Genomic DNA, 13,457 nt, shown 5'->3' on the forward strand with positions numbered 1-13,457 from the left:
CTTGGAAAACATCGCGCTGCGCTTCTTGTCCTGCGCGCCCTTGCGATGCATGATGTTCTTGAATTTGGAATGGCCGGCCATGGTTTCGCTTTGCGTAATTCGGGTGGGTGGAATCAGGGGGTCGCCTTAGCCGCATGGACGCCGGAACGACAAGCCTTGCGCCCGCGAATTCGACGCGCGGCGAATGGTCGCAATTCGCCACATTCCTGAAACGTCCGGTCCTTCCCGCGCGCGCACCATTGCCGCGGGCGGCGAGCCTGGTGGCCGTGCTGCGCCTGTTCCTGCTCGATGTGATGGTCATGGCCGCGCTGCTCGCGATCGCGGGAGCGGTCATGTCGTCGGGGATCGATGTCCCCAAGACCGCACTGGCGGACATGGAGATCGGCGCCGATATTGCGCTCGCCGTGATCTTCTTTGCCCCGCTGGCCGAGGAATTCGCCTTTCGCGGCTGGCTCTCGGGCAGGCCCGGGCATGTGCTGGCGGTGCTGTTGGGTGCGCTGGTCGCATTCGGGGCGATGATGCTGTCATTTGCCGCCACGACCGGCCCCGCCGAAGGCATGGGCGTGATCGGACCCGCGATGCTCGTGGGGGGCGCTGCTGGCATGGCCGTCGCCGGGCTCTCGGTGTTCCTGCTTCGGCACCGGGACGCGATGGGCTGGTTCCAGCGCCTGTTCCCGTTGCTGTTCTGGCTCAGCGCGGTCGGCTTTGCGAGCGTTCACCTCTTCAACTTCAAACCCGAAGAGATGATGATGGCGCTGCCGCTGGTGCTGCCGCAATTCGTCACCGGCACCATCCTCGGCTACCTGCGCGTCAACTACGGGTTGTGGGCAAGCGTGCTGCTGCACGCCCTCCACAACGGTGCCTTCATCGGGCTGGTGCTGCTGGCGGGCAGCAGCGCCTGATCAGATGCGGACCGCGGTCCCGGTGACCGAGACCATCAGCATCGAACCCTTGGCCCCGACGACCTCGTAGTCGAGGTCGACGCCGACCACGGCATTGCCGCCGCGCTTGTCGCACGCCGCCTGCATTTCCTGCACCGCCCGCTGGCGCGCATCCTCGAGCACCCGCTCGTAGCTCGCCGCGCGGCCGCCGAAGAAATCGCGCAGGCCCGCGAACATGTCGCGGAACACATTGGCGCCGAGGATGACCTCGCCCGAAACGAGGCCGAGATAGGCCTCGATCGGGTGGCCCTCGATGCTCGGGGTGGTAGTCACCAGGATCACGCGGCGTTCGGGCAATTGCGCGGGCATCGGGGGTCTCCTTCGGGCGGACCGGCTCAGGCGATGCCGAGCGCGGCCTTGTAGGTATCGAGGATGGTTTCCATCTCGCGGCGGTCGTCGGGCGTCATCTTACGAAGGCGGACGATCTGGCGCATGATCTTGACGTCGTAACCGACCGCCTTGGCCTCGGCATAGACGTCGCGGATGTCGTCGGCGATGCCCTTCTTCTCTTCCTCGAGGCGTTCGATGCGCTCGATCAGCAGGCGCAGGCGGTCGTCGGTGGCTTCTGCCATGGGGTGTATGCTCCAGTGAAAATGAGAATCGGTCGGGCGGCTCGATAGCCAGCCCTGCGGTCGGGGTGAAGGCGGCGACTCGCTACTCCACGCGATTTTTCGCGATACTGGCCTCCATCCGCGCGAGCTGGTCCTCGGTGGCGGGGGTCTGGCGCGTCGCCTTCCACTCGTCCTGCGGCATGCCGTGGATCAATTCGCGCGCGGCCGCCTTGTCGCCCGCGAAACCGGCGTCGCGGATCCAGTCGGCGAGGCAGTTGCGACAGAATCCGGCGAGGCCCATCAGCTCGATGTTCTGCGCATCGTGACGGTGGCGCAGGTGGCGCACCAGCCGACGGAAGGCGGCCGCCGCTACGGCATCGTCGAGTTGGTCGAGCGGGTCGTCCGCATTCGTAGTCACAATCGCATCGTCCTTGCTTTGTCGCACGTCGCTGCCATAGGCGATTCCCATGGCCATCACAGCACCCAAGCTCGATCCGCGCGGCCGCAAGGTCAAGATCCTCGCGACCGTCGGCCCCGCCAGCCGCTCGCCCGAAATGCTCGCCCGCCTGTTCAAGGCCGGGGTCGACGCCTTCCGGGTCAACATGAGCCACGGCGAACATGCCGATCACGAGGCGACGATCAGGGCGATCCGCGCGATGGAGAAGGAATTCCACCGCCCGATCGCGATTCTCGCCGATCTGCAGGGGCCCAAGCTGCGCGTGGGCAAGTTCAAGGACGGGCAGGCGGTGATCCGCCACTCGGGCCATTTCACGCTCGACCGCAATCCCGAGCCGGGCGACGAAACGCGCGTCGAACTGCCGCACCCCGAACTGTTCGGCCTGCTCGAAAAGGGTCAGCGGCTGCTGATCAACGACGGTAAAATCCGCCTCCGCGTGATCCGCGCCGACGACAAGGAAATCCTCTGCTCGGCCGAAGTCGGCGGGGTCATTTCCGACCGCAAGGGCGTCAACGTGCCCGATGCCGAAGTGCCGATCCCGGCGCTGACCGACAAGGACCGCCGCGACCTCGCCTTCGCGGTCCAGCAGGGGGTCGACTGGATTGGCCTCAGCTTCGTCCAGCGTCCCGAGGACCTCGCCGAGGCGCGCAAGCTGATGGGCGGCTACGGCGCGCTCTGCGCCAAGATCGAAAAGCCGATGGCGGTCCGCCGCCTCGATGAGATCATCGACATGAGCGACGGGATCATGGTCGCGCGCGGCGATCTCGGCGTCGAACTGGAACCGCAGGAAGTCCCGCCGCTGCAGAAGCGGATCGTCAACGCGGCGCGGCTCAAGGGCAAGCCGGTTATCGTGGCGACGCAGATGCTCGAATCGATGATCGAGAGCCCTGCCCCGACCCGCGCCGAAGTCTCCGACGTCGCCAATGCGGTCTATGACGGGGCCGACGCGGTGATGCTGAGCGCCGAAACCGCGGCGGGCGACTGGCCCGAGGAAGCGGTCACGATCATGCACAAGATCGCCCGCCAGGTGGAAGGCGACGAAGCCTATCTCGAGCGCGTGCGCCTGCTCGACACGCCCCCCGATGCGACCACCGCCGATGCGCTGGCGCATGCCTGCATGACCGTCGCCGACACCGTGCCGGTCAGCGCGATCACGGTCTTCACCGGATCGGGCTCGACCGCGCGCCGGGTTGCGCGCGAGCGGCCCAGCGTGCCGATGCTGGTGTTGACCCCGAGCATGAAGACCGCCCGCCGCCTTGGCCTGCTGTGGGGCGCGCATGCGGTGGCGACGAAGGACATCGGCAGCTTCGAGGAGATGATCGCCAAGGGCAAACGCATGGCGCTGCGCCATCGCTTCGGCCAAGCGGGCAGCAAGCTGATCGCGCTGGCCGGCGTCCCCTTCGGCACCCCCGGCTCGACCAACCTCCTCCACGTCGTCACCGTCAGCGGCGACGAGCTGGAGAAGCACGAAGGCTAGAGCGCCGCGCGTTCCTGCATGATCCGCTTGTTGCGCGCCTCGAGGATGCGGAAGGCCTTGAACACGGAGAGGTCGCGGTCGACCCGGCCTTCATGTCCGAGCAGCCAGATCTGCTGGTAGAACCAGTAGATGCCGGCAAAGCCGTTGATCGCCTTCATGAGCTGGAAACGCTTGAGGAAGCCGAGCCAGCTGGGCAGCAGGTCGAGATTGTCCTCGTAGCGGGCGAGGCGCTCCGCGCCATTGAGCAACTCCGCAGGCGCATCGGTATCGACGCACAGCGGGCGCCCCAGCCCGATCACGTCGGCGGCACCGCTCGCAAGCGCCTCTTCCATCGCGCGGCGCGTGCGAAAGCCGCCGGTGACCATCAGCGGAACTGCAACCTCGGCCTGCATGGCCTTGGCGAAATCGACGAAATACGCCTCGCGCGCGGCGGTCGAGGGCGCGACGTTCTGCACCGCCTCCTCTTCCTGGCCTGCGACACCCAGCAGCTTGGGCTGTTCGTAGGTGCCGCCCGAAATTTCGATCAGGTCGACCGAGGTGGCTTCGAGCCATTTCACCACCTGCAGGCTGTCCCCGAAATCGAACCCGCCCTTCTGGAAATCGGCGCTGTTGAGCTTCACCGAAACGGGGAAATCCGGCCCCACCGCCGCCCGGACCGCGGCAACGATCTCGAGCAGGAAGCGGGCGCGGTTCTCAAGCGAGCCGCCGTATTCGTCGGTGCGCAGGTTCACCCGCGGCGAAAGGAACTGCGAGACGAGATAGCCATGTGCGCCGTGCACCTGGACGCCGGTGAAGCCCGCATGCTTGCAGGCGCGCGCCGCAAGTGCCCAGCGAGCGACGAGGTCGGCGATTTCCTCGCTCGTCAGCGGTGTGGGCTTGGCGAACTGACCGCCCGGCAGCGCGAGCTGGACGTCGGAGGACGACTTGGGGTGCGGATTGACAAGCTTCTGGGTCTGCCGGCCGCCATGGCTGATCTGCGCCCAGAAGTGGTTGCCGTTGCGCGTGGCCACCTTCGCCCAGCTCGCGAGGCGCGCCTGCATGTCGGCATCGGGTTCGCCCTCGATCACGACATTGCCGGGCCGTTCGAGATGGTTCTTGTCGACGATGATATTGCCCGACAGCAGCATGCCTGCGCCGCCATCGGACCAGATGCCATAGAGGCGTTCGAGCGCGGGCGTGGGCCTGCCATCGGGTGTGGCCAGCCCCTCGGTCATGGCGGCCTTGGAAATCCTGTTGGGAAGCACCGCCTCGCAAGGCAGCTTCAGTTCAGTCCCCAGTCCCACACCCATCGCATGTCCCCTTAGCCCTGTGCTGCGGCCTCCAGCCGTTCGCGCGCGCGTGCTTCGCCGATCAGCGGCAGCAGTTCGCCCATGTCGGGCCCATGGTCCATGCCCGTCAAGGCCTGCCTAAGTGGCAGGAACAGAGCCTTGCCCTTGCGCCCGGTCTTCTCCTTGAGCGCCGTGGTGAGCGTATGCCAGGGATCGTCTGCCCATGCGAGTTGCCGCGCGGCCTCGGCGAGATAGGCGCGATCCTCTTCGGAGAAGGCAGGCTGATCGACAGGCCCGGTGACCAGCCGCCACCAGTCCGCCGCCTCGGACACATGCGTCAGATTGGGCCGGATGGCGTGCCAGCCGGCCTCGTCCATCCCCGCTGGCAGACGATCCGCCACTTGGGCGAAGGGCAACTGGTGGACCAGCGCGGCATTGAGCCGGTCGAGCTCGGCATCGTCGAATTTCGCCGGTGCGCGCCCGAAGGTCGCGAGGTCGAAGCTCTCGAGCAACAGGTCCCGGTCGGCGATCGCCTCGACCGGGAGCGAGGTGCCGAGCCGCGCCAGCAGCGCGACGATCGCAGCGGGTTCGATGTCGCGCTCGCGAAAGGCGTCGCAACCGAGCGATCCGAGCCGCTTCGACAGCTTGCCCTCGCGCCCGACCAGCAGCGCCTCATGCGCGAAACGCGGCATGGGGCCGGAGGCATGGCCTGCCGCGATCAGCGCGTCGAACATCTGGATCTGCACCGCGGTATTGCTAACGTGGTCTTCGCCCCGCAGCACGTCGGTCACGCCCATGTCGAGATCGTCGACCGCGCTCGGCAGCATGTACAGCCAGCTGCCGTCGGCGCGGCGGATGACCGGATCGGACAGTTGCGCGGGATCGAATTTCTGCTGGCCGCGGATGCCGTCCTCCCACGCGATCAGAACATCGTGATCGAGCTTGAAACGCCAGTGCGGAAGGGTCCCCTCGGCCTCTCTGGTAGCACGCTCTTCGTCGCTCAGTTCGAGCGCTCCACGGTCGTAGATCGGAGGCAGGCCGCGTCCGAGGCGGATCTTGCGCTTGAGTTCGAGTTCCTGCTGGGTCTCGTAGCAGGGATAGACGCGCCCCGCCGCATGCAAGGCTTCGAACGCACGTTCGTACAGCGCAAGCCGCCGCGACTGGCGGGTTTCGCCTTCGGGCTCCAAGCCGAGCCAGGCGAGGTCGGCGTGGATCGCATCGACATACTCCTCGCGGCTGCGCTCGGCATCGGTGTCGTCGATCCGCAACAGGAAGCTTCCGCCGGTCTTCTTGGCCAGCATCCAGTTGTGCAGCGCGGTGCGGATATTGCCGACATGGAGCCGCCCGGTGGGCGATGGTGCGAAACGGGTGACGGTGGTCATGCGGGCGCGGATAGCCGAGCGGGCGGCGCTTGGCGAGAGGTCAGCTGGCCCGCTGGGTCCGCCGCTTCATGACGGCTTCGCGCGCCTTGCGGTAGTCGAGAATCCCGCTGGCATCGTCCTTCATCGCGGCTTTCGCAGCAGAGAAGGTGATGAAATTCTCGCCCGGCACGGGTTCGCAGATCAGATAGCCTTGCGCTTCCTGGCAGCCCAGCTTGCGCAGCAGATCGAGCTGTGCCCGTGTTTCCACCCCTTCCGCCGTGGTCGCCATTCCCAACGCATCGGCCAGCCGGGTGATGCTGGAGATGATGGCCTGGCTGTCCGCCGACCGCTCGACCCCTTCGACAAAGTCGCGGTCGATCTTGATCCGGTCGAAGGGAAAGCGGCGCAGATAGCTGAGCGAGGAATAGCCGATCCCGAAATCGTCGAGCGCGATCTTCGCCCCGAACTCGCGCAGCTTTTCGAGATTGCTGGAGCACATGGTGCCCTTCTGCATCAGCACATGCTCGGTGATTTCGAATTCCACCCGCCGGGGCGATATCCCGTGGGTATGGGCGGCCTGGGCGACGACGTCGGCCAGATGCGGGCTGCGCACCTGGGTCGGCGAGAGGTTGATCGCAATGCGGAAATCGCCCTCCCAGCGCCCGGTCTCGGCGAGCGCCTGGCGGATCACCCATTCGCCGATCGGCACGATCATGCCGGTTTCCTCTGCCACTTCGAGAAATTCGGCGGGCGTCACAATCCCGCGTCTGGGGTGGTACCAGCGCAGCAGGGCCTCATATCCCGCGACCTCTCCCGAATCGAGGTCGATGACCGGCTGGTAGTGCAGCCTGAGCTGGCCCCGCGACAGGGCTTCGCGCAGGTCGGACTCGATCTCCCGCCGCTCGCGGGCCGCGCGGTCCATGGCCTCGTCGTAGAGCGCGATCGTGTCGCGGCCCTTGTCCTTCGCGGCGAACAGCGCGAGGTCGGCGCGGCGCATGAGCTCCTCCGCGTCGCATTCACCCTCGCACCGCTGGGCGATGCCGATACTGCCCGAGATTCGATAGATCTGACCGTCGAGCTCGAAAGGTTCGCGGATCACCGCGAGAAAGCGGTGGGCGCGCTCGATCAGCATGCCGGCCCCGGCGCGCGTTTCGAGAAGCACCGCGAATTCGTCTCCCCCGAGCCGGGCGACGAGATCCTGGCCTCGCACTTCCTGCTCGAGGCGAGTGCCGATCTCGCGCAGCAGCCGATCCCCGACGAGATGCCCCCTCGTGTCGTTGACGGCTTTGAAGTCGTCGAGATCGAGGTAGAACAGCACCACGTCCCGCGCGCGTTCGCCATCCTCCAGCGCATTCCGCAGCCGCTCGTTGAAGAGGTAACGGTTGGCGAGCCCGGTGAGGTTGTCGTAATGCGCCATGAAGGCGACGCGCTCCTCGATCAGCCGGTCACCGGTCACATCGCGCGCGACCCCGCTCATCCACCCGTCGCTGCGCGGGCGGGCCGAGAGTTCCCAATAGCGCACGGCATCACTGCCCCCGATCCCGTGCCTCAGTCTGAGCACGAGGCCTCGGAAAGGACTGCGTTCCATGATGTGGCGAGCCAGGCGGTCGCGCTCCTCACCCGGCGTAAACAGATCGAGGAAGTCGGAGGCTTCGAGTTCGTCGACCGGTTTCGCCGCCGCCGTCGCGAAGCGATCCGTGACATCGCGCAAGTTACCTTTCGCGCCCACCGTCCATAGCCAGTCGGACGAATGCTCCTCGTAATCGTTGAGCAACAGGCGGACGGTGTCGGCAGCCTCCCCGCGATCGACCTCCACTTGTGCCCAGCGGATCAGTTGGCGGTCCTGCTCGCGCACCGACCCGGCGAGCGCGAGGATGAACAGCGCCAGCAACAGGATCGCCGGAAAGCTGGCGACACCCGAATGGATCCACATCGCGGCCACCGTGGCCAGGCCCACCAGGCCGAGCCGGGCGGCGGCCGCGACCGGGGCAGTGCGGTGCACCAGCAGTACGGTACACAGATTGGCGACGGTAATCGCGGCGAGCACCGCAACGGCGGTGCCTGAGGCATAGAACGCAAGATAGACCGTAATGAAACACCAGCTGGCGGAGCGGATGACCTCCATCGCCATCGAACGCCGCCAGTATTGCTGCAGTTCGGCATGCCCCGCGTGGGTCCGGTCGAGCCGGTAATCCAGCACGGTGGAAATCACCAGCAGGGCGATCTGGAACGCCATCCAGGACAGCAGCACAGCCAGCGGCGCGAGATCGCGAAACGCGTAGACCACCCCCGCCATCGAGCCGGTGCCGGCGACGAGCACCAGCCGCGACCCTGCACTCACATTCGCGACACGGCGCGCCAGCAGCAAACGATCGACCGCCTCGGCAGCCGAACCTTTCCCCAAATCCAAGGGCAGCCCGGAGTCGAGCTTTGCCATTGACACGATTTCCCCTGCGGGCCGCCACTGCATCCTGCCGACGGACGTCCGATATCATATCGTGCAGTCACCGCCTGTGGCAGTCAAGCAAAGAGCGCAATAACGCGACGTCGCGTTCTGGCCGGGCGAAAACCGTGCCGGACAAAAGAAGACCCCGCCGACTTGCGCCGACGGGGTCGATATTGGCGGTTATGCGGCAAAGAACTTATTCGCCGTCCTTGGCATCTTCGTTGAGATAGTCGCCCGCATCGGCATCGGTGCCGTGGGTTTCGCCTTCCATGGTCGCCAGCGGATCGTCGCCGATGGCCGCTTCGGGGCCTTGGGCGAGTTCCGCCTCGTGCTCTTCTTCGGCGGTGTTGGCGGCGATGATCGCCTCCTGCGCCTTCTTCCACTGGGCTCGCAGGGCAGCGTCGCGGCTCGAGGCGGTGATGCGCATGCGGTTCATGCCCGCGCCGGTCCCGGCGGGGATGAGACGACCGACGATCACGTTTTCCTTGAGGCCGACCAGCGTGTCCTTCTTCCCTTCGACCGCGGCCTGCGTGAGCACGCGGGTGGTTTCCTGGAAAGAAGCGGCCGAGATGAACGAACGCGTCTGCAGCGAGGCCTTGGTGATGCCGAGCAGGATCGGAGTACCCTTGGCGGGTTCCTTGCCCTTGCCGAGCTTGGCGTTGGTCTCGTTGAGCTCGTCGAGGTCGACCTGTTCGCCGGGCAGCAGCACGGTGTCGCCACCATCGGTGATCTCGACCTTCTGCAGCATCTGGCGAACGATCACCTCGATGTGCTTGTCGTTGATCTTCACGCCCTGCAGTCGGTACACTTCCTGGATCTCGTTGACGAGATATTCGGCCAGCGCCTCGACGCCCAGCACCTCGAGGATGTCGTGCGGATTGGGCGAGCCGGAAATCAGGGTATCACCCTTCTTCACGAAGTCGCCTTCCTGCACGTCGATCACCTTGGTCTTGGGGATCAGGTATTCGACTGCATCGCCTTCCTCGGGAACGATCGCGATCTTGCGCTTCGCCTTGTATTCGCGAACGAATTCGATCTTGCCCGAAATCTTGGCGATGACCGAATTGTCCTTCGGCAGACGCGCCTCGAACAGCTCGGCCACACGCGGCAGACCACCGGTGATGTCGCGGGTCTTGGCCGCTTCGCGCGACGCACGAGCGAGAATGTCGCCCGCTTCGACCTGCTGGTTGTCCTCGACCGAAAGAACGGTGCCAGGCGCCAGCATGTATCGTGCATGCTCGCTTTCGTCGCCCGCGTCGTTGAACAGGGTCAGGCGTGCGCGCAGGTCCTCGTTCTTCTTGCGGCCCGAGGTCTTGACCTCGGTGACGACGCGCTGCGCGATGCCGGTGGCATCGTCGACGCGCTCTTCCATGGTCGTACCGTCGATCAGGTCCTGGTATTTCACCACGCCCGAGGTTTCGGTGATGATCGGCAGGCTGAACGGATCCCATTCGGCCAGGCGTTCGCCTTCCTTCACCTTGCCGCCATCCTTGTGCATCAGCACGGTACCGTAAGGCACCTTGTGGATTTCGCGCTCGCGGCCTTCGGCGTCGATAACCGCCAGTTCGCCGTTACGGGCGAGCGACAGGATACGACCCTTCTTGTCGGTGATGGTCGGCATGTCGCGATAGACGACCTTGCCGTCCGACACGGCTTCGAGATGCGAGGTCTCGTTGAGCTGTGCGGCACCGCCGATGTGGAAGGTACGCATGGTCAGCTGCGTGCCCGGTTCACCGATCGACTGTGCAGCGATCACGCCGACAGCCTCGCCGATGTTGACCGGCGTACCGCGCGCAAGGTCGCGGCCGTAGCAGGTAGCGCAGACGCCCTGTTCCGCTTCGCAGACCAGCGGCGAACGGATCTTGGCGACCTGCACTTCGGCTTCTTCGATCAGCTTGATCATCGGCTCGTCGAGCAGCGTGCCGGCGGGCGCGATGACCTCGTCGGTGGCGGCGTTGACGATATCCTCGGCAACCGTACGGCCCAGGATACGCTCGCCGAGCGAGGCGATGACGCTACCACCCTGGACGATCGCACGCATGTCGAGCGAGTTCTCGGTCTTGCAGTCTTCCACGACGATCGTGCAATCCTGCGAGACGTCGACCAACCGGCGCGTGAGGTAACCCGAGTTCGCGGTCTTCAACGCGGTGTCCGCGAGGCCCTTGCGGGCGCCGTGGGTCGAGTTGAAGTATTCAAGGACGTTGAGGCCTTCCTTGAAGTTCGAGATGATCGGGTTCTCGATGATCTCGCCCGACGGCTTGGCCATCAGGCCGCGCATGCCGGCAAGCTGCTTCATCTGCGCCGGGCTACCACGAGCGCCCGAATGGGCCATCATGTAGATCGAGTTGATCTCCGCCTGGACGCCGTCCTTGCCGATCGGGCGTGCCTTGATCTTTTCCATCATGGCGTCGGCCACCTGGTCGCCGCAACGGCTCCAGGCGTCGATCACCTTGTTGTACTTTTCCTGCTGGGTGATCAGGCCGTCCTGATACTGCTGCTCGTAGTCGGCGACCATGTTCTTGGTCGTCTCGACCAGCTCGACCTTCTCCTCGGGGATGATCATGTCGTCCTTGCCGAAGGAGATGCCGGCCTTGAACGCGTGGCGGAAGCCCAGCGCCATGATGGCGTCGGCGAACAGCACCGTGTCCTTCTGGCCAGTGTGACGATAGACTTCGTCGATGACGTCGGCGATGTCCTTCTTGGTCAGGAGGCGGTTGACGATGTCGAAGGGAACCTTGTGGTTCTTCGGCAGGCATTCGCCGATCAGCATGCGCCCGGCAGTCGTTTCGAAGCGCTGCATGACGATGTTGCCGTCCTCGTCCGCCTGCGGGACGCGGGCGAGGATCTTGGTGTGGAGCGAAACCTGCTTGGTTTCGAGCGCCTGGTGCACTTCGGCCATGTCGCTGAACATCTGCAGCTTCTCGACCTTCTCGCCCTTTTCGTTCTCGACGAACTCGGGGGTCTTCTCCTGCCGCTCCATCGAGAGGTAGTAGAGGCCCAGGACCATGTCCTGCGAAGGCACGATGATCGGCTTGCCGTTGGCGGGCGAGAGGATGTTGTTGGTCGACATCATCAGGACGCGCGCTTCCAGCTGCGCCTCGAGGCTCAGCGGGACGTGGACGGCCATCTGGTCGCCGTCGAAGTCGGCATTGAAGGCGGCGCAGACCAGCGGGTGCAGCTGGATCGCCTTGCCCTCGATCAGCACCGGCTCGAAGGCCTGGATGCCGAGACGGTGAAGCGTCGGCGCGCGGTTGAGAAGGACCGGGTGCTCGCGAATGACTTCGTCGAGGATGTCCCAGACTTCCTTGCGTTCCTTCTCGACCCACTTCTTCGCCTGCTTGAGGGTCATCGAGAGACCCTTGGCATCGAGGCGGGCATAGATGAACGGCTTGAACAGCTCGAGCGCCATTTTCTTGGGCAGGCCGCACTGGTGCAGCTTGAGTTCCGGACCGGTCACGATGACCGAACGGCCCGAATAGTCGACGCGCTTGCCGAGCAGGTTCTGGCGGAAGCGGCCCTGCTTGCCCTTGAGCATGTCGGACAGCGACTTCAGCGGACGCTTGTTGGCGCCGGTGATCACACGACCGCGACGGCCATTGTCGAACAGTGCGTCGACGGCTTCCTGCAGCATGCGCTTTTCGTTGCGGACGATGATGTCCGGCGCGCGCAGCTCCATCAGCCGCTTGAGGCGGTTGTTGCGGTTGATGACGCGACGGTAGAGATCGTTGAGGTCCGAGGTCGCGAAGCGACCGCCGTCGAGCGGCACAAGCGGGCGCAGTTCGGGCGGAATGACCGGCACGACTTCGAGGATCATCCATTCGGGGCGGTTGCCCGATTCGATGAAGCTTTCGACGACCTTGAGGCGCTTGATGATCTTGGCGGGCTTGAGCTTCGACTTGGTGGTCGCGAGCTCTTCCAGCAGGTCTTCCTTTTCCTGCTCGAGGTCGAGATCCATCAGCATGGTCTTGACCGCTTCGGCACCGATCGCGGCGCTGAAGGCGTCTTCGCCATACTCGTCCTGCGCTTCGAGCAGTTCGTCCTCGGTGAGGAGCTGGAACTTCTCGAGCGGGGTCAGGCCGGGCTCGGTGACGATGTAGCTCTCGAAGTAGAGCACGCGCTCGAGCTGCTTGAGCTGCATGTCGAGCAGCAGGCCGATGCGCGAGGGCAGCGACTTGAGGAACCAGATATGCGCGACCGGCGCAGCCAGTTCGATGTGGCCCATGCGCTCGCGACGGACCTTGGTCACGGTCACTTCGACCCCGCACTTCTCGCAGACGACGCCCTTGTACTTCATGCGCTTGTACTTGCCGCACAGGCATTCGTAGTCCTTCACCGGACCGAAGATGCGCGCGCAGAAGAGGCCGTCACGCTCGGGCTTGAACGTACGGTAGTTGATCGTTTCGGGCTTCTTGATCTCGCCGAAGGACCACGAGCGGATGCGCTCGGGGCTGGCGATGCCGATCTGGATCTCGTCGAAAGTCTCGGGCTTCGCGAGCTGGTTGGTGAATTTGGTCAGTTCGTTCATGACTTAATCCCTTAGCGGGTGAATTCCTGGGGCGGTGGGGGGAGCGTCGCCGCTCCCCTATTCCGCCGCGATCGCGAGACCATCGTCGTCCTCGTCGTCGCTCAGCGACTTGAGTTCGACATTGAGGCCCAGGCTGCGCATTTCCTTGACGAGCACGTTGAAGCTCTCGGGAATGCCCGCCTCGAAGGTGTCGTCGCCCTTGACGATCGCTTCGTAGACCTTGGTACGACCGATCACGTCGTCCGACTTCACGGTGAGGATTTCCTGCAGCGTGTAGGCGGCGCCGTAGGCCTGGAGCGCCCAGACCTCCATTTCCCCGAAGCGCTGGCCGCCAAACTGCGCCTTACCGCCCAGCGGCTGCTGGGTGACGAGGCTGTAGGGGCCGATCGAACGGGCGTGGATCTTGTCGTCGACGAGGTGGTGCAGCTTGA

General features: G+C 65.0%; 10 protein-coding genes and 1 pseudogene. 2 read left to right on the forward strand and 9 right to left on the reverse strand.

Translation table 11 applies throughout. From position 1 onward, the window contains the following. A pseudogene (locus ACN4E0_RS03590) lies at positions 1-81 on the reverse strand (YebC/PmpR family DNA-binding transcriptional regulator); the annotation flags it as partial. 53 nt (positions 82-134) lie between these two features. Between ACN4E0_RS03590 and ACN4E0_RS03595 the strand changes: the two are divergent. After that, the gene (locus tag ACN4E0_RS03595; RefSeq protein ID WP_419565654.1) at positions 135-902 is read left to right on the forward strand and encodes a type II CAAX prenyl endopeptidase Rce1 family protein; all 768 of its coding nucleotides are present in this window, start codon (positions 135-137) and stop codon (positions 900-902) included. Here ACN4E0_RS03595 and ACN4E0_RS03600 read toward each other — a convergent pair whose 3' ends face one another. The 3 genes from ACN4E0_RS03600 to ACN4E0_RS03610 form a co-directional block, all read right to left on the reverse strand. After that, positions 903-1,250 carry a YbjQ family protein gene (locus ACN4E0_RS03600; protein WP_370190639.1) on the reverse strand — a complete coding sequence of 116 codons (348 nt, stop codon included), beginning with the start codon at positions 1,248-1,250 and terminating at the stop codon, positions 903-905. It lies immediately after the preceding gene. Positions 1,251-1,276: 26 nt separating this feature from the next. Then, positions 1,277-1,513, reverse strand: coding sequence for a DUF2312 domain-containing protein (locus ACN4E0_RS03605; protein ID WP_221601743.1), 237 nt, complete (start codon positions 1,511-1,513; stop codon positions 1,277-1,279). An 82-nt stretch (positions 1,514-1,595) separates the two neighbouring features. Further along, positions 1,596-1,910 (reverse strand): DUF1244 domain-containing protein, encoded by a 315-nt coding sequence (locus ACN4E0_RS03610; RefSeq protein ID WP_419565665.1) that lies wholly within the window; start codon positions 1,908-1,910, stop codon positions 1,596-1,598. 49 nt (positions 1,911-1,959) lie between these two features. On the opposite strand from ACN4E0_RS03610, the gene pyk reads away from it, so the two are divergent. Beyond that, positions 1,960-3,426, forward strand: a complete 1,467-nt coding sequence (gene pyk / locus ACN4E0_RS03615) for a pyruvate kinase (protein ID WP_370297905.1) — start codon at positions 1,960-1,962, stop codon at positions 3,424-3,426. Here the strand turns inward: pyk and ACN4E0_RS03620 are convergent. From ACN4E0_RS03620 to ACN4E0_RS03640, 5 genes are all read right to left on the reverse strand, one after another. Beyond that, the gene (locus ACN4E0_RS03620; protein ID WP_419565656.1) at positions 3,423-4,715 is read right to left on the reverse strand and encodes an NADH:flavin oxidoreductase/NADH oxidase family protein; all 1,293 of its coding nucleotides are present in this window, start codon (positions 4,713-4,715) and stop codon (positions 3,423-3,425) included. The genes pyk and ACN4E0_RS03620 overlap by 4 nt on opposite strands. Before the next feature lie 11 nt (positions 4,716-4,726). Continuing rightward, positions 4,727-6,076, reverse strand: coding sequence for a glutamate--tRNA ligase (gene gltX, locus ACN4E0_RS03625; protein WP_419565658.1), 1,350 nt, complete (start codon positions 6,074-6,076; stop codon positions 4,727-4,729). 40 nt (positions 6,077-6,116) lie between these two features. Then, complete coding sequence (locus ACN4E0_RS03630) at positions 6,117-8,492, reverse strand: putative bifunctional diguanylate cyclase/phosphodiesterase (RefSeq protein ID WP_419565660.1); 2,376 nt, start codon at positions 8,490-8,492, stop codon at positions 6,117-6,119. A gap of 205 nt (positions 8,493-8,697) precedes the next feature. Continuing rightward, positions 8,698-13,026, reverse strand: coding sequence for a DNA-directed RNA polymerase subunit beta' (gene rpoC / locus ACN4E0_RS03635; protein WP_419565662.1), 4,329 nt, complete (start codon positions 13,024-13,026; stop codon positions 8,698-8,700). A gap of 57 nt (positions 13,027-13,083) precedes the next feature. Further along, positions 13,084-13,457 (reverse strand): hypothetical protein (locus ACN4E0_RS03640; protein ID WP_419565664.1); only part of this gene is annotated, 374 nt, incomplete at its 5' end.

The organism is Qipengyuania sp. (assembly GCF_048550555.1).
Lineage (GTDB): Bacteria > Pseudomonadota > Alphaproteobacteria > Sphingomonadales > Sphingomonadaceae > Qipengyuania.

What these genes read in the sequence shown, in the direction of transcription:
- ACN4E0_RS03595 (WP_419565654.1), top strand. Translation starts at nt 135, where the DNA reads ATGGACGCCGGAACGACAAGCCTTGCGCCCGCGAATTCGACGCGCGGC.
- ACN4E0_RS03620 (WP_419565656.1), bottom strand. Translation starts at nt 4,715, where the DNA reads ATGGGTGTGGGACTGGGGACTGAACTGAAGCTGCCTTGCGAGGCGGTG.
- pyk (WP_370297905.1), top strand. Translation starts at nt 1,960, where the DNA reads ATGGCCATCACAGCACCCAAGCTCGATCCGCGCGGCCGCAAGGTCAAG.
- gltX (WP_419565658.1), bottom strand. Translation starts at nt 6,076, where the DNA reads ATGACCACCGTCACCCGTTTCGCACCATCGCCCACCGGGCGGCTCCAT.
- ACN4E0_RS03630 (WP_419565660.1), bottom strand. Translation starts at nt 8,492, where the DNA reads ATGGCAAAGCTCGACTCCGGGCTGCCCTTGGATTTGGGGAAAGGTTCG.
- ACN4E0_RS03600 (WP_370190639.1), bottom strand. Translation starts at nt 1,250, where the DNA reads ATGCCCGCGCAATTGCCCGAACGCCGCGTGATCCTGGTGACTACCACC.
- rpoC (WP_419565662.1), bottom strand. Translation starts at nt 13,026, where the DNA reads ATGAACGAACTGACCAAATTCACCAACCAGCTCGCGAAGCCCGAGACT.
- ACN4E0_RS03605 (WP_221601743.1), bottom strand. Translation starts at nt 1,513, where the DNA reads ATGGCAGAAGCCACCGACGACCGCCTGCGCCTGCTGATCGAGCGCATC.